Origin of the sequence: Pseudomonas chaetocerotis (assembly GCF_015712105.2) — a bacterium.
GTDB classification, from domain to species: Bacteria; Pseudomonadota; Gammaproteobacteria; order Pseudomonadales; family Pseudomonadaceae; genus Aquipseudomonas; species Aquipseudomonas chaetocerotis.
The window spans coordinates 139,748-164,378 of record NZ_JACFYX020000001.1 but is presented as its reverse complement, the minus strand read 5'-3'; the positions used below and the strand labels follow the sequence as shown (position 1 = coordinate 164,378).

The window sequence follows — 24,631 nt, the reverse complement described above, 5'->3', positions numbered from 1 at the left end:
GCTGATCTCAGTTATTGAGGCCGAGGTAGATATTGGCGTGGCTCGACTGTACGTAAGAAACGCCGCCGCTCTGGCCCTCTTTCGGAGTGGCCTTGGCGTTGTTCAGATAGAAGTAGGTGCCCTGTCCTTCAAGAGCCATGCCGTATTCGGCATTGACTGCCGCTGTCTCGCTTTCGCCTGCCAGCATGCTGTTCCATTGGGCTGTGTGGCTGCCGCTGGGCTCGGTGGAATTGGCTGGATCCGTACCCCGATAAGGCATCCAGGCCAGGCCGCCATTTGAGTTGGCGTCCAGGAAGCTGTCGTTTATTTCCTGAGGTTCTTCCACGAACGCCTGCAACTTGTCACCAAGAATTTCCAGCAGGCAGGGTTTGTTCAAGCCGTTGGTCTTCAAGGTGTTGTTCGTATTGCAGTTGGCGGGGTTGGCATTTAGCTTGTCGGCCAGGTTGCCTGGACCGTAAAAGCGGAATTCCGCTTCACGCAGGCCAGCCTCGGCGACATTGACCAGTTGCACGCTTTGCGCGCGATTGGCGGTGATGCGCGTTTCCAGGGTGACGCTGCGCATGCTGCTGACCGCCAGAAGCGTCAGCACCAGAAGCATGACCAGGGCGACGAGCAGAACGGCGCCGTTTTGGCGGTGACTAGGGAAAGCTGTCATGGCATGAGATTCCTGAGGTTTTGCGTGCTACTGGCGATCTGGTAGATGCGGCGGTTGTCAGCGCTCTGCAGGCGCGTCTTGCTCGCTTCAGGGGCGCCCTCCAGCCATTTGTCCAGTATCAGCGAGTCATCGCTGTCGCGCAGTTTTGCGCCACTGGTCAGCAGCAGGTTGTAGCGAATGCTGCGAATGGCGCCGGAGTCGGCTGTCCAGTCTTTCTGCGAAATGAAGGTGCTCACTTCCTTATCCAGCGCGTCGTTGTTGCCTACACCGAACTCCAGGCGGATATCGGCAATGCCACTCAAGAGCTCACTATATTGGGGGGTGGTGGCGTTTAGGTTCTTGCACAGCAACCGTCCCTTCTGCAGGTCGGTGTTACCGCCAGACTCATACTTGAATGCAAGAATGACCTGGTCGGCGCTGGGGAAGTTACCGGGGAAGGCTTCGGTGTAATTGACACCGCTGCTGCTTCCTTGGCAATCCAGCTCACCGCTTACCTGAGGTTGATAACGGATGCAGAACCCCTCCCCAACGTCGGGGTCCAGTCCTGTTGCAGTGTGTCCAAGCTTGAATTCAAGGCAGTCGCCTCCGGCCGGTCGGCTAGGGAAGCTGGTCTCGATCAGGGCGGCGGGGTTGCGCCGATAACCGGCCTTGCCCAGATACTGGTCGATGACCAGCGCTGCAAAACGGCTGCCTTCAAGGTTGCCCATCTGGTTTAGTTGGAAAACCTGGTTGCGCTTGTTGTCGATGTAGACCTGAGTGATACCGAGAATCAGGAAACTGCTGATCGCGAGGCTGATCAGCAGCTCGATCATTGACAGGCCGTTCTGGCGTTGGCTGCTCTTCATGGCTGAACCCGCACGGTGTAGGTACAAATGGTGGCCTGGGGATCACTGGCGTCCAGGCAAGCGCCTGCACGAACTTGCCAGGCCAGGCGGATTTCAAGCATCGAACCTTGGTTGTTGTTGCATTGCCCCGGTGTGGCACTGCGGCAGACGTACATATCGCTGGTAAACAGTTCGCTGCCGCCAGGAAGCATTTGTTCGACACGATCAGCCCAGCAATCGCGTTGCTCCAGGGCTGTTTTTGCGAGTTCGGTGGCGCTGACGACGCAATCTTCGCGGTTGCTGAAATCTTCGGTCTTGGCCTTATAGAAGGCTGAGGAGCTGCGCATGCCGCTGTTCATAGGGAACGTTGGCGGCACGTTATTGAACATCAGTTGAGGGTTGGCGCGGACGATCTCGATCAGGTCGTTGGCCAGTTCCACCGCAGTGTTACGTTGTACCGAGTCTTGGGTGTACTGAATGCTGCGGCCTTGCAGTGCGACCATGCCAAGCACACCGATGGTGGTGAGCAGTAGCGCCACAAGTACTTCGATCAGGCTGAAGCCTTTTGCAGTTGTCATCATCTTCCTCACAGAGTGCAGCTGTTCAGGTCGTTGCCGTCAGCATTCTTGCCCGCCTGGCTCAGCGTAATAGCGCCACTGGCCTGAATTTGCAGGGAAAACCCTCGCTCGGTATCACCGTCCTTGCAGACGACGAAGCTGGCTGCGGTTGCAGTGCCGTTGCTTCTGAAACGCACTTCGTCGGCGCTGGAATCTATCTGCACCAACTCGGGGTTCTGGGTGAGCTGGCGGATGACTTCGCCCGAGCTGCGCTTGGCTACCCACAGGTCATCGTCGTCTTCGTCCAGGGCCACCGTGATGCTGGTGTTGCGGCTCACCGCTTCGCCGCGGGCATACAGAAGGAAGGCTTGCAGCTCTTGTGCCTGGGTCTGTATGCGGTTGCGCTCGATGAAGTCCATGAAGTTCGGTACCGCAATAAAGGAGACGATGGCCAACAGTGCCAGGACGATCATCAGCTCTATCAGGGTAAAACCACGGCTTGTCACTGGGCCTGACATGGTGAACTCCACTATGAATGTCAGGTCAATGCTCGCCTAAATGAGTGCTCGGGTCGCCTGTCGCGGGATAACTGGCGCAAGTGACGGGACGACCGGCGGGTGGTGCCCGGAATATTTGCGCCAGTTCACGATTTATTGCTGCTAGATGCAGCGGTGGGCCTCGACAAGGTTTTCCTTGGCAGTGGCTTGGCGGATGCGCCCCTGTCGGCTGATGATCAGTTGCCAGAGCAGGTTGCCGTCGTCCTCACAGAGCGTGAAACGACCGTTGCTCATGGGCGTTTGGCCGTTATTGCGAAACAGAATCCGGTCTCCGGAACCCTTCCAGCGTAAGGGCAAGTCGACTTGGTGCAATTGTTCGGCCGCCAGGATTTCTTTGCTGGCTGCAACACGTAGAATCCAGCCTTTGTGCCAGTTTTCGTCACAGTCGAGGGCATCCGTCGATCCGCATAACTCCATGGAGCGACTCTTCAGCACGGCCTGGGTTCTTGCCATCTGCAGGCTATAGAGGAGCTTCTCGCGCAGCATTTTTTGTTTATTGCTGGTAATCCACTTGGCGAAGCTGGGTACCGCGTAGGTGCTGAGTAGCGCCAGCAATGCGAGGGTAACGAGGAGTTCGGGGAGGGTTGTGGCTCGTTGCAGCGAGTTGCGCATGGTGGGTATCCCTGCGGTGGTGAGTGCCTTCCTGGCTCTTAAAAGGTGTAGACCGCTGCTATTAATCTGGCAAGTGTGGAGGCGATAGGGTGAAAAATGTGGTGGTAGTTGGCGGTGGTGCTATCGGCCTACTGAGCAGCCTGTTGTTGGCTCGTGCGGGTGTCGCGGTGGTGCTGATCGAGTCATCCGGTGTCGGCCGCGAATCTTCCTGGGCCGGCGGCGGCATCGTGTCCCCGCTCTATCCCTGGCGTTACAGCGCAGCGGTGACGGCGTTGGCGCATTGGTCGCAGGATTTCTATCCGGGTTTTGCGCGGCAGTTGCTGGAAGACACCGGTGTTGATCCCGAGGTGCATGTCACCGGGTTGTACTGGCTGGATCTCGATGATGAGGCCGAGGCGCTGGCCTGGGCTGCACGCGAGGGGCGTCCGCTTTTTCCAGTGGATATCGCCGAGGCGTATCGGCAGGTGCCTGTTCTGGGTGGTGGTTTTGAGCGCGCCATCCATATGCCGGGCGTGGCCAATGTGCGTAATCCTCGGTTGGTCAAAGCGCTGCGAGCGGCTTTGGCGGCCATGCCGAACGTGGAGCTGCGTGAGCATTGCCCGGTCACGGGCTTTATCCGGGAGGCGGGTCGGATCTGCGGCGTGACTACGGCCGATGGTGAGATCCGTGCCGAGCGCGTGGTGCTGGCTGCCGGGGCCTGGAGTGGCGAACTGCTCAAAACGCTTGGTCTGGAGTTACCGGTCGAGCCGGTGAAGGGGCAGATGATTCTCTACAAGTGCGCCGAGGACTTTCTGCCCAGCATGGTGTTGGCCAGGGGGCGCTATGCGATCCCGCGGCGTGATGGGCATATCCTGATTGGCAGCACGCTGGAATACGCCGGCTTCGACAAGACGCCGACCGATAATGCGCTGGAAAGCCTCAAGGCCTCGGCCGAAGAACTGTTGCCTGCACTCAAGGGTGCCGAGGTGGTGGGGCATTGGGCCGGTTTGCGGCCCGGTTCGCCTGAAGGTATCCCCTTCATTGGCGAGCTGCCTGCGTATCCCGGTCTTTGGCTCAATTGCGGGCATTTCCGCAACGGGTTGGTGCTGGCGCCAGCGTCCTGCCGGTTGCTGGCTGATCTGCTGCTGGGGCACGAGCCGATCATCGATCCGGCGCCTTACGCGCCGGCGGGGCGGCTGTAAGCGGTGACTCGATGCCTTTGTAGGCCGTGACGCGGGCCGCGCATAGCGCCAGTTGACGGCCTGCCATGGACAGCAATGGCGCTGCTTCGCGAACGAATCGCCGCCCGGTACGCCGTGCGGGTGCTGAGGGCGAGCTTCAGTCGATACCCAGTTTCTTCAGTCGATAGCGCATCGAACGGAAGGTCAGGCCCAGACGCTGAGCTGCCGCCGTACGGTTCCAGCGCGTTTCTTCCAGAGCCTGCATGATCAGCTTGCGTTCGATGTCCTCGAGGTAGTCCTCGAGGTTGTCGATCTGCGCCAGGCTGGCTTCGCCACCTTCGCTACTCGGGCCGCTGGCGTCGGCCAGGCGTAGGTCGCTGGGCGTGATCTGATCGTCTTCGCACAGTGTGTAGGCGCGTTCGAGCATGTTTTCCAGCTCGCGCACGTTGCCGGGGAAGCGGTAGTTCTTCAGTTTTTCCAGGGCATCGGGGTGCAGCCTGGCGGCGGCGAGGCCGGTGCCATCGGCCAGGCGCGCGAGCATCACGTCGGCCAACTGGGCGATATCTTCGCGACGTTCACGCAGCGGAGGCACGCGCAGTTCGATGACGTTGAGGCGGTAGTAGAGATCTTGACGGAAACGGCCGGCCGCGACTTCGGCTGCCAGATCCTTGTGGGTGGCGCAGAGGATGCGTACATCGACCACCACTTCCTGCTGGCCACCGACGGCGCGCACGGCCTTCTCCTGGATCGCTCGCAGCAGTTTGACCTGCATCGGCAGCGGCAGGTCGGCAACCTCGTCGAGGAACAGGGTGCCGCCATTGGCCGCCTGGAACAGCCCCTGCTTGTCTTCGATGGCGCCGGTGAAACTGCCTTTCTTGTGGCCGAAGAATTCGCTCTCCATCAGCTCCGAGGGAATCGCACCGCAGTTCACCGGCACGAAAGGCTGTTCGACGCGCGGGCCTTGCTCATGGATCAGGCGGGCGACCAGTTCCTTGCCGCTACCCGATTCGCCGCTGATGTAGACCGGCGCCTGGCTGCGCGAGAGTTTCTGGATCTGCTTGCGCAGCGATTTCATCGGTGGCGAGTCACCGAGCAGACGGCTGTCGACCGGGGTTTCCTCACCCTCGGGAGAGCGAATGCGCAGGGCGGTGGCGACCAGCTCGCGCAGGCGACCGAGGTCGACCGGTTTGGTGAGGAAGTCGAAGGCGCCGGCCTTGAGCGAGTTGATGGCGGTGTCCAGGCTGCCATAGGCGGTGATCATCGCCACGGGCACCTGCGGGTGGCGCTGCTGGATGTATTGCACCAGATCCAGGCCGGTGCCATCGGGCAGGCGCATGTCGGTCAGGCACAGGTCGAACGGCTCGCGCGCCAGCCACTCGCGCGCTTCCTTGACGTTGCGGGCGCTGCGGGTATCCAGCTTCATGCGTCCGAGGGTGATTTCCAGCAGCTCGCGGATATCGGGTTCGTCGTCGACGATCAGGGCTCTCTGGCGGTTCATGCTCAGCTCAGTTTGCGCGGATGGGCGAAGGTGATGCGGAAGCAACTGCCGCCCCCTTCCCGAGGTTTATAGTCGAGGCGCGCCTGGTTGCCCTGGCACAGCTCGCGAGAAATATACAGGCCGAGGCCGGTGCCCTTGTTTTCGGTTGTATAGAAGGGCTCGAAGATGTGCTGCTCCTGCTCGGGCGGCACGCCTGGCCCGTCGTCAAGGATTTCCAGCACCGGCAGGTCGCTGTTGTCGTCGCGGAAAAGGCGCAGCCAGACCTGGCCGATCTTGTGCTGCTTGGCACTATAGCGCAGGCCGTTCTGCACCAGATTGGTCAGCACCTGGGTCAGTTGATGCGGGTCCATGCGCGTTTGCAGGCTGCCGCCCTGAGTCTCCAGGTGAATCTGCCGGTCAGCCGGTGCCGAGCTGCGAAACTCGCTGGCGAAGCGGTGCAGCCAGTACTTCAGGTCGAGCAGTTGCGGTTCGGCCTGGCGCCTGCGTGACAGTTGCAGGACGTTCTCGATCACCAGGTTCATGCGCTTGGAGTGATCCTGAATGATTTGCGCCAGGCGCTGATCCGGGCCGTGCAAGTCCTCCGACTCCTGCAGCAACTGCGCGGCATGGCTGATGGCACCGAGCGGGTTGCGAATTTCGTGAGCGATACCGGCGGTCAGGCGGCCGAGCGAGGCCAGCTTCAGCTGCTGCGCCTGCTGCGCGATCTGCGAGATGTCGTCGAGAAACACCAGGGTGTGCTGCTGGTCGCCGCGTTGCAGGGAAATGAAACTGGGCTGCAGTACCGGGCCATCGACTTGTGCTTGGAGGCTTTCCGGGCGCAGGGTCGGGTTGTGCAGCCACTGTTGCAGGCGTTTGACCAGCTCGGGGCAATGCGGGTCGATGATCTTGCCGGTCAGTTCGCCGCGCCCCAGCAGTTGCGTTGCACCCTGGTTGGCCAGCAGCACACGATGTTGGGTATCGAGCACCAGTATGCCGGTGCGCATGCGCTGCAGGATCTGTGCGTTGAGTTCTTCCAGATTGGCCACGTCGGCCGCGCGTTGTTCGGCCAGGTTTTCGCTGACCTGCAGGCGGCGGGTGATGCCCTGGATGAACAGTGCTCCGGCGAAGCACAGCGCGCCGAGGGCGCCGGCCTGCACGTACTGGGCAGCGGCAGCCGGGCGGCTGAGGCTGAGGTAGAAGGTCAGGTAGATCAGCGCCATGGCGGCGACGGCGGCGATCAGCAGACCAACGCGTCCGCGCAGCAGGATATTGGCGATGGCCACCGCCACCACCAGCAGGTTGCCGATGCCGCTTGGCGTGCCGCCGGCTGCGTAGAACAGCGCGGAGAGAAAGATCACGTCGACCAGCGCCAGGCTGAACAGCTGCATCAGGTGCTTGGGTTTCTGCACCAGCACGGCGATGAAGATGTTGAGGATCAGGTAAACCCAACTGCCGGTGCGAAACAACTCGATATGCACGACATCCAGCAACTGCTCGTCGAGGTTGCTGGAGATCATCAGGATCAGCGCCAGGCCGATGCTCAGGCGATAGAAGTGGTAGAGCCTGAGGATGCGTCGTCCCTGCGTGCTGTCGGGCGCGCTGATATCAGCGGTCACCGGCGTGCGGGCCTTGTTCGAGGTGGGCCTGAGAGCAGTACCACTGCTGATCCTGGCTCAGCGCCTGGGTCTTGGGAATGTGCACACCACAGTGTGCGCAGCGCACCATCGGGGCTGCAGCGTCCTCGGTGGGGCGAGTGCTTTTGGCTTTGCTGATGAAGCGACGCCAGATCCAGATCGCGGCGAAGATCACTGCAACCCAGAACAGCAGGCGGAACAGGCCCATGGTGTGCTCTTTATATCCGGTTAAAGCCGGCAGTTTAGCCAAGCTGAGACCATCGGCACAGGGGGGCGGTAGCAGGCTGTGAGCTGATTCCGAGGGGGCGGGCTGCAAGTCGGAGTCGGGCCCGTAGCCTGGATGAAATCTGCGGGCAGAAAAAAGGGAGGCCGTGGCCTCCCTCTTGCGCTGACGTGTCGATCAGTCGAACAGACCGAAGGTCATGTAGCTCCAGATCGAGCGCTTCTTGGCGGTTTCGCCGGTCTTGGCGTCCTGCTGCAGTTCGCGCGGTATCTGCTGCTCGGCTTCCTCGTACTGACGAACCACGTCCTGGCTGGCGCGGGTTTCACCCGGCGGCAGCGGCGTGTCGGTTTCGATCAGGCCCAGGGTAGCCTTGGCCAGCCAGGAGCGGTTGTCGGCTTCCTCTTCGAGCGGGACGAACTCGCCACTTTCCAGGCTCGGGTGATCGGGGTAGTTGAGCTTGAGGGTTTCCAGGCTGGTGGCAGCCAGGTCGTCCAGGGACAGGCGCTGATAGGCCTCGGTCATGATCGCCAGGCCGTCACCGACCGACGGGGTTTCCTGGAAGTTTTCCACCACGTAGCGACCACGGTTGGCGGCGGCGACGTAGGCCTGGCGGGTCAGGTAGTAGTGGCCGACATGTATCTCATAGGCAGCCAGCAGGTTGCGCAGGTAGATCATGCGCTGCTTGGCGTCCGGTGCGTAGCGGCTGGTCGGGTAACGGCTGGTGAGCTGAGCGAACTCGTTGTAGGAGTCGCGCGCGGCGCCTGGGTCACGCTTGGTCATGTCCAGCGGCAGGAAGCGTGCGAGCAGGCCACGGTCCTGATCGAAGGAGGCCAGGCCCTTGAGGTAGTACGCGTAGTCGACGTTGGCGTGTTGCGGATGCAGACGGATGAAGCGTTCCGCCGCAGACTTTGCAGCTTCCGGCTCGGCATTCTTGTAGTAGGCGTAGATCAGTTCCAGTTGCGCCTGCTCGGCATAGCGTCCGAACGGATAGCGCGACTCCAGCGCCTTCAGTTTGGCGGTGGCCTGGGTGTAGCTGCGGTTGTCCAGGTCGGCCTGGGCCTGCTGGTACAGCTCCACCTCGCTGAGGTTTTCATCGACCTCCGGCTGCTTGGAGGAGCAGGCGGCGGTAAGGGCGAGGATGGCGATCAGCAGCAGGTGTTTCACTTGCATGGCGGCTTGCGTCCCTGTGACGGCCGCGCGGCCGTCCTGTTATGATGAGCGCCCCTGGAAACCCCTGGGGCAAAGACGCCGTATTTAACCACAAGCCTGTCGCCGAAACCAAAGGCCTGGCTCCCGCCGTTGCCGAAGATGACTTCTATAAACAAGCAGCTGATCCAACTCCAAGCCATTGTTCCCTTTGAACAGGGCGGTCAACGTCTCGACCAGGTGGCTGCGCAGCTGTTTGGCGAGTTCTCCCGTTCGCGCCTCTCCACCTGGATCAAGGAAGGTCGTCTGACCGTCGACGGCGCCGTGGCGCGCCCGCGCGACACCGTGCATGCCGGCTCGACCCTGGTGCTCGATGCCGAGCAGGAGGCGCAGGGCGAGTGGATCGCGCAGGACATCGAACTGAACATCGTCTATGAAGACGAACACCTGCTGGTGATCGACAAGCCGGCCGGCCTGGTGGTGCATCCGGCTGCCGGGCATGCCGATGGCACGTTGCTCAATGCCCTGCTGCATCACGTTCCGGACATCATCAACGTGCCGCGCGCCGGCATCGTCCATCGCCTGGACAAGGACACCACCGGCCTGATGGTGGTGGCCAAGACCCTGCAGGCGCAGACCAACCTGGTCGAACAACTGCAGAAGCGCACCGTCAGCCGCATCTATGAATGCATCTGCATCGGCGTGATCACCGCCGGCGGCACCATCGATGCGCCGATCGGCCGCAGCTCCAGCCAGCGTCAGCGCATGGCGGTGACCGATGGCGGCAAGCCGGCGATCAGTCACTACCGGGTGCTTGAACGCTACCGCTCGCACACTCATGTGCGGGTCAAGCTGGAAACCGGGCGGACTCACCAGATTCGTGTGCACATGACCCACGTTGGCTACCCGCTGGTAGGCGATCCGGTCTACGCCGGTCGTTTCCGCATTCCGCCGGCCGCCAGCCCGACACTGGTGCAGAGCCTCAAGGAATTCCCGCGTCAGGCGTTGCACGCGCGTTTCCTCGAGCTGGATCATCCGGCTACCGGCAAGCGCATGAAGTGGGAGTCGGAGCTGCCGGATGATCTGGTCTGGCTGCTGACCCTGTTGCGTCAGGATCGCGAGGCGTTCGTCGGGTGAGTGCCCACGATTGGCTCACGCCCGATTGGCCTGCGCCGGCCAACGTGCGCGCCTGCATCACCACGCGTAGCGGCGGTGTCAGTGCTGCGCCGTTCGATAGCTTCAACCTGGGCGATCATGTCGAGGACGACCCGATTGCAGTGGCCAGCAACCGCCAGCATCTGGTCGATGCCCTGGGTTGCCAGCCAGCCTGGTTGCGTCAGGTGCATGGCACCGTCGTGGCACCAGCTGATCCTGCAACAGTCATCGAAGCCGATGGCAACTGGACGGCCACGCCCGGTATCGCCTGCACGGCGATGACTGCCGATTGCCTGCCAGCATTGTTCTGCGACCGCGCCGGTTCCCGTGTGGCGGCGGCCCATGCCGGCTGGCGCGGTTTGGCCGGTGGCGTGCTGGAGGCGGCTGTACAGGCGCTGGACGTCGCACCGCAGGAATTGCTGGTCTGGCTCGGCCCGGCCATCGGTCCGGCCGCGTTCGAGGTGGGGGCTGAAGTGCGTGAGGCTTTCGTGCAGCAACATGTCGAGGCTGCCAGCGCGTTCGTGCCCAGCGCCAATGCCGGCAAGTTCATGGCCGATATCTACCAGCTGGCGCGCATCCGCCTGGCTGCCATCGGCGTGACCGCCGTCAGCGGCGGTGGCCTGTGTACCTACAACGACCCGCGCTTCTACTCCTATCGCCGCAGTGCCCGCACCGGGCGTTTTGCTTCGCTGATCTGGCTGCAGCCCTGAACCATCTACCTCGGGGCATCGTGCTTGATAGCGCTGGCGCTGTGGTGGATGTGAAAAGCGACATCCACCCTACGGGCTGGCCGCCGCGATTGTCCGCGTAGGGTGGATCACGCTTCACCGATCCACCGTGGCGTCCGGCGCGAAAGGTTCATCCATCCAGCGCGTAGGGTGGATCGCGCTTCATCGATCCACCATGCTGTTGAGCACGAAAGGCACGGTTCCTTGCATCCTGCTTTTTAGCTCTCAATCACCATTATCAATAGTGCTGTGCCGAGCGAGACGACCGGTCATATGCTCGGCGCCATGAACGGCATTCGACTCGATAAGCGTGACCTGATCCTGAGCAAAGGCTCGGCGGTGATGACGCGCCGTGGCTACCACGGCACCGGCGTGCTGGAGATCGTCCAGGCGGCCGGGATTCCCAAGGGCAGCTTCTATCACTACTTCGCCAGCAAGGAAGACTTCGCCCTGCAGGCGCTGGCATTCATCTATCGGCCACGTCTGGCGCGCTACGCCCAGGCGTTGAACGACCCGGCGGCGAGCCCGCGTGCGCGCATCCTCGGCTATTACCGCGAGCTGCTGGCGCATTTCGCCCGGCAGGAGACGCCGCAATACCACTGCTTCATCGGCAGCCTGAGTTTCGAGATGAGCGAGATGCTGCCGGCCATTGGTGCCGAGGTCGCCGCTATCCAGCAGGCCTCGGTGGACATTCTGCGTGACTGCCTGGAGCAGGCGCAGGCTGCCGGTGAACTGTCGGCTGACGAGGACTGCGGCAACCTCGCCACCTTCATCAGCGACGCCTGGCAGGGCGTGCTTGCTCGCCTCAAGGTGGGCCGCAACCTGCAACCGCTGGAAACTTTCGTCACCCGCCTGGAGCGTTTGCTGCAGGCCTGATTACCCTTCAATCCCAGAGGAAAGATGATGAGCGCTCCTGTTCAAGCCCTGTTCGCCCCGTTCCGTCTCGGTAACCTGGAGCTGCCGACCCGCGTGGTCATGGCGCCGATGACCCGGTCCTTCTCGCCCGGTGGCGTGCCCAACGCCAAGGTCATCGAGTACTACCGTCGCCGCGCAGCTGCGGGCGTGGGCCTGATCGTTACCGAAGGCACCACCGTCGGCCACAAGGCCGCCAACGGTTACCCGAACGTGCCGCGTTTCTACGGCGAAGACGCCCTGGCCGGCTGGAAGCAGGTGGTCGAGGCCGTGCACGCCGAAGGCGGCAAGATCGTCCCGCAGCTCTGGCACGTCGGTAACGTGCGTCGCCTGGGCACCGAGCCGGATGCCAGCGTTCCCGGTTATGGCCCGATGGAGAAGGTCAAGGACGGTGAAGTGGTCGTGCACGGCATGACTCAGGCCGATATCGATGAGGTGATCGCCGCCTTCGCCCAGGCCGCGCAAGATGCCAAAGCCATCGGCATGGACGGCGTGGAGATCCACGGCGCCCACGGTTACCTGATCGACCAGTTCTTCTGGGAAGGCAGCAACCAGCGCACCGACCCATACGGTGGCGACCTGGCCGCGCGTTCGCGTTTCGCCATCGAGCTGATCCAGGCAGTGCGTGCTGCAGTCGGCCCGGACTTCCCGATCATCCTGCGTTTCTCGCAGTGGAAGCAGCAGGATTACAGCGCACGTCTGGTGCAGACACCGGAGCAGCTGGAGGCGTTCCTCAAGCCGCTGTCCGAGGCTGGCGTGGATATCTTCCATTGCTCGACCCGCCGTTTCTGGGAGCCGGAGTTCGAAGGCAGCGACCTCAACCTGGCTGGTTGGACGCGCAAGCTCACCGGCAAGCCGACCATCACCGTCGGCAGCGTTGGTCTGGATGGCGAGTTCTTGCAGTTCATGGTCAAGACCGACAAGGTGGCCGAGCCTGCCAGCCTCGAGAATCTGCTCGAGCGCCTGAACAAGGAGGAGTTCGACCTGGTAGCCGTGGGCCGCGCACTGCTGGTCGACCCGGACTGGGCGCTGAAGGTGCGTGAGGGGCGTGAGCAGGACATCCTGCCGTTCAGTCGCGATGCGCTGACCACGCTGGTCTGAGTCTGTTTCTAGCGGGCGTCGCGATCCGGCGCCCGGTTTCGGCCCCGGCACATCGGGGCTTTTTTATGTGCGCTGATTGATGCGGCACCGCGCGAACCTGCTTGGTATCGCGTCGGGTTCCCGGTGCGCACGGCGCACCCGGCGGGGAATGGGTCAGTGCTCTGACGTTTTGCTCGCAATCGCCACTGGGGTGTCGATATTCACCGGCTTCGTCTGTTCGGACGTTGGCTGCATGGCGCTGCGCAAGTGTTGCTCGAACAGCGCGACGATGCCGTCCCAACTCAAGTGGCTGGCATGACGGCGGGCATTGAGGCGGATGCGCCGCAACACTTCCGCATCTTCCAGCAGCTCACAGGCGGCTTCGCAGAAACCGGCTTCGTCGCCAGGGCGAGCGAGCATGCCATTGTGGCCGTGATGAATATGCTGGGCAGCTGCAGCCTGGTCGAATGCCACCACCGCAAGGCTCGATGCCAGGGCTTCCAGTACCACGTTGCCGAAGGTTTCCGAGAGGCTGGGAAACAGGAACAGATCGCCCGACGCGTAGTGCGTGGCCAGCGCTTCACCGCGTTGCAGGCCGCAGAACAGCGCCTCTGGTAATTGCGCCTGGAGGCTGGCGCGCAGCGGTCCGTCGCCGACCAGAATCAGGCGCATGCGTCGTTGTGGGTGTGCCTTCTGCAGGGCGTGGAAGGCCTTGACCAGCAGGCCGAGGTTCTTCTCTGCCGCCAGGCGACCGACATGCAACACCGCCAGATCATCCGGCCCCAGGCCCCAGCTTTCACGCAGGGCCTCGTTGCGTCTGCTTGGGTGAAACAACTGGCTGTCGACGCCACGGGCAAGCAGGACGAGGCGTTCGAAATCGCGGCGTTCGAGGTCGACCTTCTGGCCGATGCTCGGCACCAGCGTCAGTTGCGTGCGGTTGTGGAACCAGCGCAGGTAGTTGGTCATTGCCCGCGTCAGCAGGCCGATGCCGTAGTGCCCGGTGTACTGCTGGAAGTTGGTGTGAAAACCGCTGACCACCGGGATCGCCAGACGCCTGGCTGCGCGCAAAGCAGACAGGCCCAGCGGTCCTTCGGTAGCGATATAGAGCACATCCGGTCGCTGCCGTTGCCAGCGCCTGAGCAGCTTGTGCAGGGATGACTGCCCCCACTGCAGACCAGGGTAGCCGGGTAGCGGCCAGCCGCGCGTGAGCAGCAGATCATGGCCGGCGTCCTGCTCCTGATCGACCTCCTGGCGCGGCCGTATGAGCTGTACGCGATGGCCGCGGCCACGCAGGCCATCGACCAGGCGGCCGAGGGTGTTGGCCACGCCGTTGATTTCCGGCGGAAAGGTTTCGCTGATCAGGGCGACATGCAGAGACGGTGCGTTCATATACGCAGTCTCTGCCTGTGCCATGTAATGACTGTGACGAGTGTGTTGCGGTTTTGTGATGTCGCTAGCTGCGCTCACGCACCCAGAACAGCGTCGCGCCGGCCACGGCGGCGGGCATCATCAGGATGTTCAGCCCCGGCACCAGCAGCGCGGCGTAGGTGATGCCGCCGAAGCTCAGGCTCTGCCAGCGTTTCTCGCGCAGCCAGGCGAGCATGTCCTGCCAGCTCATCTTGTTGTTGTCCGCCGGGTAGTCGATGTACTGCACGGCCATCATCCACACGCCGAACAGCAGCCACAGCGGCGCAGCGATCAGGTTCACCACCGGGATGAAGCTGAGGATCAGCAGGCCGATGGCGCGCGGCAGGAAGTACGCCAGCTTGCGCATCTCGCGGCCCATGGTGCGCGGCACCATGGCCGCCAGTTCGGCCCAGCTGAATGGCGGAAAGTGATCTTCACCGCGCGCCACCACCTCCACCTTCTCTGCGAGAAAACCGTTGAACGGCGCGGCGATGATGTTGGCCAGCATGGTGAAGGTGAAGAACACCATCAGCAGCACCAGCACCACGAACAGTGGCCAGAGGATGTACTGCAGAAAGCTCAGCCAGCTCGGCAGTGTGGGCATGAAGGTATCGACCCAGCCGCTGAATTGCTGCACGGCAAAGCTGATCAGGGTGACGAACAGGAGCAGGTTGACCGTAAGCGGCAGCAACACGAACAGGCGCAGACCAGGGCTGAGTACCAGTTTCAGGCCTTCTCGCAGGTATTGCGGGCCGGACAGGACGGGAGCGGCGGGCATGGTGGTCTCCTGAGTGGTTGATGCGCGCGACCATACCGACTTTGCCCGCGCGGTGAAAGTTCAGCCATGCAGCAAGGTTCAACCCCGACGGCAATAGGCGGATTCTATTCGCGGAATTGGTAATGGGTATTTCCGCTTCGCAGGCCGCCCCGATAGCCTTGCGTCCAGTTTCCCTTCAGGGATTTCCTGAAAAAAGCCATTCATCGTCACTCCCGCGAAGGCGGGAGCTCAGGTGATTCGTAGGTTCTGGATGCCCGCCTGCGCGGGCATGACGGCCTTTTCAGTGTTTCCTTAGGGCTTTCCTTTTGCGGGGCTCTCACCCTTCCAAGCCTTCCCCTAGTGCTTCGAGAGTCCCTTTTTATCTGGCCTGCCGGCCCTGTGGGCCTGCGAGGAGTTAGCGATGTCTGCCGTTCGTCATGCCCGCGTCATCATTCTGGGTTCCGGTCCTGCCGGTTACAGCGCAGCGGTGTATGCCGCCCGCGCCAATCTGAAACCGCTGCTGATCACCGGCATACAGGCCGGTGGCCAACTGACCACCACCACGGAAGTGGATAACTGGCCGGGCGATCCTCACGGCCTCACCGGGCCGGTGCTGATGCAGCGCATGCAGGAGCATGCCGAGCGCTTCGAGACCGAGATCGTCTTCGACCATATCAACGCCGTGGACCTCGCCGGCAAGCCCTTCACTCTCGTTGGCGACAGTGCTACCTATCACTGTGACGCGCTGATCATCGCCACCGGCGCCAGTGCGCGTTACCTGGGCTTGCCCAGTGAGGAAGCGTTCATGGGGCGCGGCGTTTCGGCGTGCGCGACCTGCGATGGCTTCTTCTATCGAGGCCGCGAGGTGGCGGTGGTCGGTGGCGGCAACACCGCCGTGGAGGAGGCGCTGTACCTGGCCAACATCGCCAGCAAGGTGACCCTGATCCATCGCCGTAATGTATTCCGGGCCGAGAAGATTCTGCAGAACAAGCTGCAGGAGCGCGTGGCCGAGGGCAAGATCGAACTGCAGCTCAATGCCGAGGTGGACGAGGTGCTGGGTGATGCCAGCGGCGTCACAGGCGTGCGCCTGAAACAGTATGGCGGCGCTTACCGCGAGTTGAGGGTCGATGGTTTGTTCGTCGCCATCGGCCATACCCCCAATACCAGCCTGTTCGAAGGCCAGCTGGCGCTGAAGGACGGCTACCTGGTGGTCAACGGCGGGCGCGAGGGCAATGCTACCGCGACCAGCATTCCCGGCGTGTTTGCTGCGGGCGACGTGGCTGATTCGATTTATCGCCAGGCGATTACCTCGGCCGGTGCCGGCTGCATGGCGGCGCTGGATGTCGAGCGTTACCTCGACGGACTCTAAGGCCGGTTAGCTCCCGTAGGGTGCGCCGTGCGCACCGCGTTCTGCAGGTGCGTAGTCATTCATTGATGACGGGGCATCGGACGTCGGCGCGCGCAGCCTAGGCGGCCCCGCGACACCCTATGGGCGATGCGGACGTCTCAATCCGGCCAATGCCAGGGCGGCTCGTCGAGCATGCCCTGGCCACGAATGCAGGTCTGGCCGAGCTGTTTGTCCAATTCCAGGGTGTTGCACTCCGGGCTCTCCTTGAGCGTGGCGATCAACCGGCTGGCGTGAGAGACGACCCAAACCTGCGTGTGCTTCGAGGCGGCGATGATCAGGCGCCCGAGTGCAGGCAGCAGATCCGGGTGCAGGCTGGTTTCCGGTTCGTTGAGCACCATCAGCGATGGTGGCCGTGGCGTGAGCAGGGCGGCCACCAGCAGCAGGTAGCGCAGCGTACCGTCGGACAGCTCGGCTGCGCTCAACGGGCGCAGCAAACCTTCCTGGCGCAGCTCCACGGCGAAGCGCCCGCCGGCCTGAAAATCGATATGCAGGCGGCTACCGGGAAAGGCGTCGTCGATGGCGGCGTTCAGGGCTTCGCGGTCGCCGATTTCGCGGATGGTCTGCAGCGCGGCGGCCAGGTCGCGGCCATCGTGATGCAGCACCGGCGTGCGCGTGCCCAGCTGCGGCTGGCGCGCCGGCGCGTCGGCATCACTGCGAAAGTGATCGTAGAAGCGCCAGCGGCGGATGGTTTCGCGCAACTGGAAGACTTCCGGGCAATTCGGGTCGTTGCCGATCTGGTCGAACAGGCTGTCGTAGTTCGGCACGTGCTGGGCCAGTACCTGCCAGCTGCGACCTTCGCGCATGCGCACCATGGGCCCGGCGCGATCCACCAGCAGCGAGGCAGGGCGGTAGCGGGCGCCAGCCCAGATGCACTCGCGCTTGATCTGTGGGTCGAGAGCGAAGGCCGAGTTGCTTGGCTCGGGCAGGCCAAGGGCGATGGCGTAGCCGAAATCCTCGCCGGCAAAGCCCAGGCGCAGGCGCATCACGTTCTGCCGTGGGCCGCCCTGCACGGGCACCTCACCGCTGCGCATGCGTCGGGAAATGTTCTCCGGTCCGGCCCAGAAACTCGATTCCAGCCCGCCTTCGCGTGCCAGCGCGTTGACCACGCCACCTTGCGCGGTTTCCGCCAGCAGGCGCAGCGCGCGGTAGAGGTTGGACTTGCCGCTGCCATTGGCGCCAGTGATCAGGTTGAGCCGGCCCAGCGGCAGCACCAGACTGTTGATCGAGCGGTAGTTGGCGACGGCGAGGGTGTGCAGCATGGCGGAGTCATCCTGACAAAACGATCAGCGACCATGGCGTGGCGAAAACGCCAGCCAGGCCAGCACGGGGTAGCACAGGTAATGCAGGCTGAAGAGAAACAGGCCCATGGGGCTGGGCGTGTCCTGCAGATACATCATGCCCAGCAGGCCGAGATAGAGCAGCCCGAGCACGCCGCCATAGAGCAGGATGAAGCGCCAGCGCTCGGCGCTGCTCGGCGCGCGCCCCTGGCGCCAGTGAAACACCAGCGCCAGGCCGGCGGCGATGGCGGCGGCGATCAGCAATGTGGTGAACACGCCGCCCAGGCGCACGAAGGTGCGCAGCAGCAGGTTCAGCACGATGGCCACGACTATTCCCGCAGCCGCGTAGTAGCGCAGTTGCAGGCTCTGGCTCACAGGCTTTGTACCAGGCCGAAGCGTTTGCTCAGTACCCGTTGTAACAGGGTTTTGGGCAGCAGCGTGGCAAGCAGTGGCAGGGCGCGGCTGCCATTACCCAGGCGCAACAGGCGCGGGCGCTTGTCACGCTGCACGGCGGCCAGCAGTTGCGCAGCGAACTCGCTGGTCGGGGTCGGGTTGTCCTGCGAGGCGTTGGCGCGGGCGCGGATGCCATCGCGTAGCGGCCACCAGGGCGAATCCTCGCGGATCAGCGCCTCGGCCTGCTGGCTGGCGTTGGCGCCGAAGCTGGAGGCGATGGCGCCGGGCTGCACTTCCATCACCTCGATGGAGAACGGCGCCAGCTCCATGCGCAGCGCGTCGCTCAATGCATGCACGGCAGCCTTGGAGGCGCAGTAGGCACCGGCGAAGGGCGTCACCAGTACGGAGGAAACGCTGCCGATATTGACCACCAGACCGCGGCTGCGGCGCAGCAGCGGGAAGAACGCGCGGGTGACGCCGACGATGGAAAACACATTGGTTTCGAATTGCCGCTGCATCGCGTCCACACCGCCGTCGAGCAGTGGGCCCATGGCGCCGTAGCCCGCGTTGTTGATCAGCACATCGAGGCCGCCGATTTCCTCGTTCAGGCGTGCGGCCAGTTGCTGCAACGCCTCGCCATCATTGACGTCGAGCTGCACCGCGTTGAAGCCGGCCTGTTCGAGGGCGGTGAGGTCGTTCTCCTTGCGCGCCGTGGCCCAGACGGCGTAGCCACCCGCCTTGAAGGCGTCGGCCAGGGCGCGGCCGATACCGCTGGAGCAGCCGGTTATGAGGACGCTGGGTTGAGGCATGGCGGGATTCCCTGAGACGAGATGGGGCTGCAGCTTAGCAGGCTGGGGATGTTGGGGGAGTGCTCGAGGTGGTGGCGCACGTGTTTCGTAGCCCGGATGAAATCCGGGAACCGTCACAGGCAACTTCCACGGATTGCATCCGGGCTACGGAGTTGGCGCTCCTGCGTCAGGCATGTAGCAGGTGTCAGCGAATGAACTTGCCCTGCAGACGTTCGGCGCGAAACTCCAGCGTAGCCGGGCGATAGCCGCTGCGCAGATCGGGCAGGGGCATGCAGTCGCTCCAGCTGGCGCCCGGCAGCAATTCACCGGGGCCGCTGTAGCGCGGCGATTCGTAGAGGCGCTGGGCCAGGTTGGTGGCATTGCCGGGACGGTAGGCAGCGACTTCCCAGCGCAGCTCCAGCAGGGCGGCGTCGCTGCCGTTCTTCAGGTCGATGGCCAAAGGGCGATCGGCGGGACAGCGTTGCGGGTCGTAGCCAAGGCGCAGTTCGAGATGGGCGAGGTAGCGCTCATCGCGAGTTTCCTGCCAGAGCACCCAGGTGGCCACCAGGCCGAGACCGACCAGCGCGGCCATGGACACTGGCAGCGCCTTGGTCGGGTAGCGGATCAGCAGGATCAGCCAGGTGATGACGAGTACGACACCGAACAGCATGAGGGCAGCCTTTTGCGAAGTCTGCGTTCATCCTACACAAGGTGTCAGGTCAGGGTAACCGCGTGGGCTGTCGCAGGGTGTGACAGCTTCCTTCATCTGGCGGGAAAGGGGCAGGGAAAGGCAGAACCTGCAACGGCGTGGCATCTTCTGCCCTCTCCCCCAACCCCTCTCCCATGAATGGGAGAGGGGAGTTCGTTGCGCATGCCTTGGATGAACCGGGGCGTAGCCCGGATGCAATCCGGGGCCGAGATCGACCCGCATTGCATCCGGCTACGAGCCGCTCAGTGGGCGGCGCCAGCGGCTAGCGCATCGCTGCGGCCGTACACGTCTTCCAGGCGCTCGATATCGTCTTCGCCCAGGTAGGTGCCGGACTGCACCTCGATGATCTCCAGCGGGATCTTGCCCGGGTTGGAGAGGCGGTGCACCGAGGTCATCGGGATGTAGGTGGACTGGTTCTCGGTGAGCAGGAACTCACGGTCGTCGCAGGTCACCTTGGCCGTACCGGACACCACGATCCAGTGCTCGGCGCGGTGGTGGTGCATTTGCAGCGACAGCTGCGCGCCCGGCTTGACGGTGATGTGCTTGACCTGGAAGCGACCGCCCATGTCCACCGAGTCGTACGAGCCCCACGGGCGATACACCTCGCAGTGGTTCTGGGTCTCGCAGCGTCCTTGTGCGTCGAGCTTGCCGACCAGTTTCTTGACGTCCTGCACGCGGTCCTTGTGCGCCACCATCATGGCGTCCTTGGTTTCCACCACGACGATGTCGTCCAGGCCCAGTACCGAAACCAGTTTGCCATTGCCGTGGATCAGGCAGTTGCGGCTGTCCTCGAGCACCACGTCGCCCTTGGTCACGTTGCCGGCGTCGTCCTTGTCATGCACTTCCCAGATCGACGACCAACTGCCGACATCGTTCCAGCCGGCGGCGAGCGGCACCACGCAGGCGCGGCTGGTCTTCTCCATCACCGCGTAGTCGATGGAGTTGTCCGGGCAGCAGGCGAAGGTGGCCGGGTCGATGGAAATCTGCGTGCCGTCGCGCTGGCTGCGTTCCAGGGCCAGCAGGCAGGTGTCGTAGATGTCCACATCGTGATGCTTGAGCTCTTCGAGGAAGCGGCTGGCGCGGAACAGGAACATGCCGCTGTTCCAGTAATAGTCGCCGCTGTTCACATACTCGGTGGCGCGTTGGGCGTCGGGTTTTTCGACGAAGCTGGCGACGCGCGCCACGCCATCGGGCAGGTCGCCATCAGCCTGGCCGCGGATGTAGCCGTAGCCGGTTTCCGGGCGGTCGGCTGGTACGCCGAACAGCACCATCTCGCCTTTTTCGGCGGCCACGGTGGCCAGTGCCAGGGCCTGGCGGAAGGCTTGCTGGTCGTCCAGTACGTGATCGGCCGGCAGCACCAGCATCAGTTCGTCACGACCTTCGGCGACCAGCTGCAGGGCGGCCATGGCCACGGCGGGGGCGGTGTTGCGGCCGAACGGCTCGAGCAGCAGCATTTGCGTCTGCTGACCGATCTGCTCCAGTTGCTCGAGCACGATGAAGCGGTGCTCCTGGTTGGCCACCAGCACGGGCGGTTGCATGCCGTCGAAGGAGAGGCGCTGCAGGGTCTGCTGGAACAGCGTCTGCTCACCGGTCAGGGCGAGGAACTGCTTGGGATACAGCTTGCGCGAAAGAGGCCAGAGTCGCGAGCCGCTGCCACCGGATAGGATGATGGGGGTCATGGTTGTGTCTCTCCTGAACGATTGATCAAGTGGTTTGCCCGTGTCGTGTCGGTGCGGCGTGTACCCGCCGTTTTCCTTGTTCTAGAAACTCACTGCATCAACCGTCGATGGGGCGCTTGACCCACACCGGCGACAACTTGCCCTGACCACCGGTGACGAACAGGCTGACCACTTCGCCGCGTTCCAGCGTGACCGGTTTCAGGTCGGCGACCTTGCGTTCGCCGTCGAACAGCGCCAGGCCGACCTTGACCGGGTTGATCTCGCGGTCGCCACGGCCGTCCGGCTTTACATCGGCGACCACATCGGTCTTGCCGTCGGCGGTTTTCAGGCTGAGGGTGCTGTCAGTCAGGTTCTGCACGCGCAGCAGGGCTTTCTGCCGGCTGGTGAAGGGCGGTTCCTCGACCAGGCGCGGCTTGGCGCCGGTCTGACTGACCAGGGTGTAGTAACGCGCGGCCTGCAGCTCCACCGGCATCTGCGCGCTACCCACCTGGGCCTGATAGCTGCCGGCCGGGAGGAACTTGAAGTCGCTCGAGCCGAGTGGCGAGATTTGCTTGAGCTGGGTCTGGCCGACGCTGACATCGAGTTCGGTGCTGCTGGCGTTATAGGCACGGACGAAGGCCGAACCCTTGGGTGCCTTGGGCCCGTAGAGGGCACCGTCATCGGCATGCGCCTGAAGCATGCCGAGGCCCAGGGCCAGGGCGCAGGCGCTCAGGGTGAAACGACGCAGAGTGGTTTGAGTGTTCATCGGATAGTCCTCCTTGGGGGATGAATCAGTGACTGGCAGCAGCCAGCCCCTGGCGCTCGCCGCCGTCTTTGAGTGCGGTGAGCCATTGCGGGTCGAAATCGGTGAAATCGCTGGCCATCGGCAGGTAGCGCTCGGGGAATTCCCAGATCACCAGCTGTGGCGGGTTGTTCTTCAGGTCCTCGCTTTGCAGGTACTTGAGCATCGGTACCAGTGGGCCGCCGCCTTCCTCGGCGTGGTTGGCCAGGTCGCGTTGCAGGTGTTCACGCAGGGCACCCGCGAAGTTCCAGGCCGGGTTGGCGCTGTAGCTGGTACCGACCAGCGTCACCGGCAGGTCGCTGTCGCCGAACAGGTCGTCGCCGCTGCCTTCGGCGGCGTGGGTTTCGCGCTGCTGCAGGCGGTCGGCTTGTGGCATCAGGCTTTCGAACAGCGGCGCCAACGGCAGGAAGCGGGTCAGGTCGCCCTGGTGCGAGCGGGTTTCCACGGCCTCGGTGACGAACTGCTGCGGCTCGCCACGCAGCTGCATGGCGCTGTGCACCACCTCGCTCAGGGCGCGTGCGGTCACGTCGGCACCTTGCGGCGTCCAGTGGGTGTCGGTGCGCAGGAACATCGGCGCTTCGCGCTTGGCCGCCTGCAGCGGGCCGAGCAGGTCCGGCGCGGCGATCCCGGCATTGCGCACCGCGCGGTGAAAACGCGGGTACAGGCTGCGCTGCAGCGCGCTGGGGCGATGGCTGCCGGTGTGCTCCGGGTACAGACGGGTCTTGGCCGGGACGATGGCCAGCAGCAACTGGATATCGCGTTCTTCCAGCTGGCGCTGTACGCCACGGATCAGCGCCAGGTTGTCGCGTAGCTGGCGTTGACCGTCGGCCACGGGATCGAACTCTTCGTCCGAGTACAGCCAGCCGTCTTCGCCGACCACCAGGCCGCTGCGGCCTTCGCCGAACGCCAGGTACTCGAGGGCGGCCCAGAGGTTGATGCCGGCCTGCTTGAGCGGGAAGTTCTCGTCGTAGTGATGCTCGATGCTCTTGGCCAGGCCGCCGTCGAGCACGCTCGGCTGCGCCGGCATGCGGTAGGCGCCGAGCTTGCTCAGGGCGAGCAGGCTGACGGGCAACAGCAGCAGGGCGAACAGCGCGACATACAGGGTCTTGATGGGGCGATTCATGCTCGGCCTCCGCTCAGAACTGGAAGTACAGGAAGGGGGAGTAGCTCTGCGCCGAGAGCTTGAGCAGCGAGGCGCAGAACAGCAGCAGCAGGGCGCCGCGCACGGCCACCATGCGCAGATCGACGGCCTGCAGGGCGACACCGGCGCTGGCCAGCGTCAGGCCCGGTTCATGGCTCCGACTGGCAAGGAACTGGCGGGCGCCGTTGACGGCGATCACCACCCAGGCCAGTACCAGCGTGACCATCTGCAGCCCGGTGAGGTGCGCCTGGGTCAGCTCGCTCAGGTGCCAATCACCGAAACTGAACAGGGCGGCGTACATGCGCCCGGCCACCTCCAGGTTCTCGGCACGGAAGATCACCCAACCGAGCATCACCAGCAGCAGGGTGAAGGCCCATTTCAGCGGGTTGAACACAGTCGGTGCGGCTTTCACGCCGAGCGCCCGTTCGATGGCCAGCCAGGTGCCGTGCCAGGCGCCCCAGATCAGGAAGGTCCAGTTGGCGCCATGCCAGAAACCGCCCAGCAGCATGGTCAGAAACAGGTTGCGGTAGGTGTTGAAGGTGCCGTGACGGTTGCCGCCCAGCGGCACGTAGAGGTAGTCACGCAGCCAGGTGGACAGGCTGATGTGCCAGCGCCGCCAGAACTCGGTGATCGACTGGCTGATATAGGGCTGGTTGAAGTTCTCCATGAAGCGAAAGCCCATCATCAGGCCCAGGCCGATGGCCATGTCGCTGTAGCCGGAGAAGTCGAAGTACAGCTGCGCGGTGTAGGCGATCATGCCCAGCCAGGCGTCGCCGGTGCTGGGGTTTTCCAGGGCGAAGCAATGGTCCACCAGCGGCGCCAGGCTGTCGGCGATGAACACCTTCTTGACGAAGCCCTGCATGAAACGCGTGGCGCCTTCGCTGAACTTGTCGAGGCTGTGCGTGCGGTCGGTGAACTGGTCGGCCAGATCCTTGTAGCGCAGCACCGGGCCGGCGATCAGCTGGGGAAACAGAGCGATGAACGCGGCGAAGTTGATCAGGTTGCGCGTCGGTTCGGTGTCCCTGCGGTACACGTCGATCAGGTAGCTGATCGACTGGAAGATGTAGAAGGAAATACCGATCGGCAGGATGACCGACGTCAGCACGAAGGGCTCGAGACCGAAGGATTCGAGCACGGCGTTGATGTTGGCCACGCCGAAGTTGGCGTACTTGAAATAGCCCAGTGTGGCCAGGTTGCCGATCACCCCGGCCACCACCCAGCGGCGCGCCTTCTCGGTGCCGGCATGCGCCTGGATGCGCAGGCCGAAGACGTAGTTCCACAGCGTCACCGCCGCGAACAGCAGGAGGAAATCCACCCGCCACCAGGCATAGAAGGCGTAGCTGCCGATCAGGATCAGCAGGTTGCGCCCGCGATTCGGGCACAGGTAGTACAGGCCGAGGAAGATCGGCAGGAACAGGAACAAAAAGACGTTGGATGAAAAGACCATCCGTGCTTCTCCGTGAACAGCCGGGGCAGCGCCCCCCTTTCCCCCCGCGAGCGGAGGGTTTGTTTTTGCTACGTCCGTAGGCGCTGGCCTGCCAGCGACCAGCTTTTAAAAGCATCGCCGGCAA

General features: G+C 63.4%; 25 protein-coding genes. 6 read left to right on the top strand and 19 right to left on the bottom strand.

The window, feature by feature from the left end; translation table 11 throughout:
* Positions 1 to 7: 7 nt before the first annotated feature.
* The 5 genes from H3221_RS00830 to H3221_RS00810 all read right to left on the bottom strand — a co-directional run bounded on the left by H3221_RS00830 (position 8) and on the right by H3221_RS00810 (position 3,205).
* Complete coding sequence (locus tag H3221_RS00830) at positions 8 to 655, bottom strand: PilX N-terminal domain-containing pilus assembly protein (RefSeq protein WP_196473676.1); 648 nt, start codon at positions 653 to 655, stop codon at positions 8 to 10.
* On the bottom strand, positions 652 to 1,500 hold the full coding sequence (locus tag H3221_RS00825; protein ID WP_196473675.1) for a PilW family protein: 849 nt from the start codon (positions 1,498 to 1,500) through the stop codon (positions 652 to 654). Before H3221_RS00825 ends, H3221_RS00830 begins: the two co-directional genes overlap by 4 nt.
* A complete protein-coding gene (gene pilV, locus H3221_RS00820) occupies positions 1,497 to 2,057 on the bottom strand; it encodes a type IV pilus modification protein PilV (protein ID WP_196473674.1) in 561 nt (186 codons plus the stop codon). The genes H3221_RS00825 and pilV overlap by 4 nt, the downstream gene beginning before the upstream one ends.
* Positions 2,058 to 2,065: 8 nt before the next feature.
* Positions 2,066 to 2,554 carry a GspH/FimT family pseudopilin gene (locus H3221_RS00815; protein ID WP_196473673.1) on the bottom strand — a complete coding sequence of 163 codons (489 nt, stop codon included), beginning with the start codon at positions 2,552 to 2,554 and terminating at the stop codon, positions 2,066 to 2,068.
* 141 nt (positions 2,555 to 2,695) lie between these two features.
* Positions 2,696 to 3,205, bottom strand: coding sequence for a GspH/FimT family protein (locus tag H3221_RS00810; RefSeq protein ID WP_196473672.1), 510 nt, complete (start codon positions 3,203 to 3,205; stop codon positions 2,696 to 2,698).
* A gap of 89 nt (positions 3,206 to 3,294) precedes the next feature.
* On the opposite strand from H3221_RS00810, the gene thiO reads away from it, so the two are divergent.
* Complete coding sequence (gene thiO, locus H3221_RS00805) at positions 3,295 to 4,386, top strand: glycine oxidase ThiO (protein WP_196473671.1); 1,092 nt, start codon at positions 3,295 to 3,297, stop codon at positions 4,384 to 4,386.
* Between the two features lie 136 nt (positions 4,387 to 4,522).
* Here the strand turns inward: thiO and H3221_RS00800 are convergent, their stop codons facing one another.
* The 4 genes from H3221_RS00800 to H3221_RS00785 all read right to left on the bottom strand — a co-directional run bounded on the left by H3221_RS00800 (position 4,523) and on the right by H3221_RS00785 (position 8,869).
* Entirely contained in the window at positions 4,523 to 5,863 is a 1,341-nt protein-coding gene (locus H3221_RS00800) for a sigma-54-dependent transcriptional regulator (RefSeq protein ID WP_196473670.1), read from the bottom strand.
* A 2-nt stretch (positions 5,864 to 5,865) separates the two neighbouring features.
* Positions 5,866 to 7,458: a sensor histidine kinase gene (locus H3221_RS00795; RefSeq protein WP_196473669.1), complete on the bottom strand. Its 1,593-nt coding sequence runs from the start codon at positions 7,456 to 7,458 to the stop codon at positions 5,866 to 5,868.
* Entirely contained in the window at positions 7,448 to 7,684 is a 237-nt protein-coding gene (locus tag H3221_RS00790) for a PP0621 family protein (protein ID WP_196473668.1), read from the bottom strand. Before H3221_RS00790 ends, H3221_RS00795 begins: the two co-directional genes overlap by 11 nt.
* A gap of 192 nt (positions 7,685 to 7,876) precedes the next feature.
* On the bottom strand, positions 7,877 to 8,869 hold the full coding sequence (locus H3221_RS00785) for an outer membrane protein assembly factor BamD (protein ID WP_196473667.1): 993 nt from the start codon (positions 8,867 to 8,869) through the stop codon (positions 7,877 to 7,879).
* Positions 8,870 to 9,007: 138 nt separating this feature from the next.
* Between H3221_RS00785 and rluD the strand changes: the two genes are divergently transcribed.
* The 4 genes from rluD to H3221_RS00765 all read left to right on the top strand — a co-directional run bounded on the left by rluD (position 9,008) and on the right by H3221_RS00765 (position 12,741).
* A complete protein-coding gene (rluD, locus tag H3221_RS00780) occupies positions 9,008 to 9,982 on the top strand; it encodes a 23S rRNA pseudouridine(1911/1915/1917) synthase RluD (protein ID WP_196473666.1) in 975 nt (324 codons plus the stop codon).
* Positions 9,979 to 10,710, top strand: coding sequence for a peptidoglycan editing factor PgeF (gene pgeF / locus H3221_RS00775; RefSeq protein ID WP_196473665.1), 732 nt, complete (start codon positions 9,979 to 9,981; stop codon positions 10,708 to 10,710). Before rluD ends, pgeF begins: the two co-directional genes overlap by 4 nt.
* Positions 10,711 to 11,013: 303 nt before the next feature.
* Complete coding sequence (locus H3221_RS00770; RefSeq protein ID WP_450091408.1) at positions 11,014 to 11,604, top strand: TetR/AcrR family transcriptional regulator; 591 nt, start codon at positions 11,014 to 11,016, stop codon at positions 11,602 to 11,604.
* Between the two features lie 27 nt (positions 11,605 to 11,631).
* Positions 11,632 to 12,741: an NADH:flavin oxidoreductase gene (locus H3221_RS00765; protein ID WP_196473663.1), complete on the top strand. Its 1,110-nt coding sequence runs from the start codon at positions 11,632 to 11,634 to the stop codon at positions 12,739 to 12,741.
* A gap of 153 nt (positions 12,742 to 12,894) precedes the next feature.
* On the opposite strand, the gene H3221_RS00760 is transcribed toward H3221_RS00765, so the two are convergent.
* A complete protein-coding gene (locus tag H3221_RS00760; RefSeq protein ID WP_196473662.1) occupies positions 12,895 to 14,109 on the bottom strand; it encodes a glycosyltransferase family 4 protein in 1,215 nt (404 codons plus the stop codon).
* 64 nt (positions 14,110 to 14,173) lie between these two features.
* Complete coding sequence (gene cysZ / locus H3221_RS00755) at positions 14,174 to 14,905, bottom strand: sulfate transporter CysZ (protein ID WP_196473661.1); 732 nt, start codon at positions 14,903 to 14,905, stop codon at positions 14,174 to 14,176.
* 400 nt (positions 14,906 to 15,305) lie between these two features.
* Here cysZ and trxB point away from each other — a divergent pair, with 400 nt between their 5' ends.
* Complete coding sequence (gene trxB / locus H3221_RS00750) at positions 15,306 to 16,253, top strand: thioredoxin-disulfide reductase (protein WP_196473660.1); 948 nt, start codon at positions 15,306 to 15,308, stop codon at positions 16,251 to 16,253.
* Positions 16,254 to 16,390: 137 nt separating this feature from the next.
* Here trxB and H3221_RS00745 read toward each other — a convergent pair whose 3' ends face one another.
* From H3221_RS00745 to H3221_RS00710, 8 genes are all read right to left on the bottom strand, one after another.
* On the bottom strand, positions 16,391 to 17,551 hold the full coding sequence (locus H3221_RS00745) for an AAA family ATPase (protein ID WP_196473659.1): 1,161 nt from the start codon (positions 17,549 to 17,551) through the stop codon (positions 16,391 to 16,393).
* Positions 17,552 to 17,575: 24 nt separating this feature from the next.
* Positions 17,576 to 17,944: a hypothetical protein gene (locus H3221_RS00740; protein WP_196473658.1), complete on the bottom strand. Its 369-nt coding sequence runs from the start codon at positions 17,942 to 17,944 to the stop codon at positions 17,576 to 17,578.
* Complete coding sequence (locus H3221_RS00735; protein ID WP_196473657.1) at positions 17,941 to 18,771, bottom strand: SDR family oxidoreductase; 831 nt, start codon at positions 18,769 to 18,771, stop codon at positions 17,941 to 17,943. Before H3221_RS00735 ends, H3221_RS00740 begins: the two co-directional genes overlap by 4 nt.
* A 184-nt stretch (positions 18,772 to 18,955) precedes the next feature.
* The gene (locus H3221_RS00730) at positions 18,956 to 19,420 is read right to left on the bottom strand and encodes a multidrug transporter (RefSeq protein ID WP_196473656.1); all 465 of its coding nucleotides are present in this window, start codon (positions 19,418 to 19,420) and stop codon (positions 18,956 to 18,958) included.
* A gap of 281 nt (positions 19,421 to 19,701) precedes the next feature.
* Positions 19,702 to 21,138, bottom strand: a complete 1,437-nt coding sequence (locus tag H3221_RS00725) for a mannose-1-phosphate guanylyltransferase/mannose-6-phosphate isomerase (RefSeq protein WP_196473655.1) — start codon at positions 21,136 to 21,138, stop codon at positions 19,702 to 19,704.
* A gap of 97 nt (positions 21,139 to 21,235) precedes the next feature.
* Positions 21,236 to 21,883, bottom strand: a complete 648-nt coding sequence (locus H3221_RS00720) for an alginate O-acetyltransferase AlgF (protein ID WP_196473654.1) — start codon at positions 21,881 to 21,883, stop codon at positions 21,236 to 21,238.
* A 25-nt stretch (positions 21,884 to 21,908) separates the two neighbouring features.
* The gene (locus H3221_RS00715; protein WP_196473653.1) at positions 21,909 to 23,042 is read right to left on the bottom strand and encodes an alginate O-acetyltransferase; all 1,134 of its coding nucleotides are present in this window, start codon (positions 23,040 to 23,042) and stop codon (positions 21,909 to 21,911) included.
* A 13-nt stretch (positions 23,043 to 23,055) separates the two neighbouring features.
* On the bottom strand, positions 23,056 to 24,507 hold the full coding sequence (locus tag H3221_RS00710; RefSeq protein WP_196473652.1) for an MBOAT family O-acyltransferase: 1,452 nt from the start codon (positions 24,505 to 24,507) through the stop codon (positions 23,056 to 23,058).
* Positions 24,508 to 24,631 lie beyond the last annotated feature (124 nt).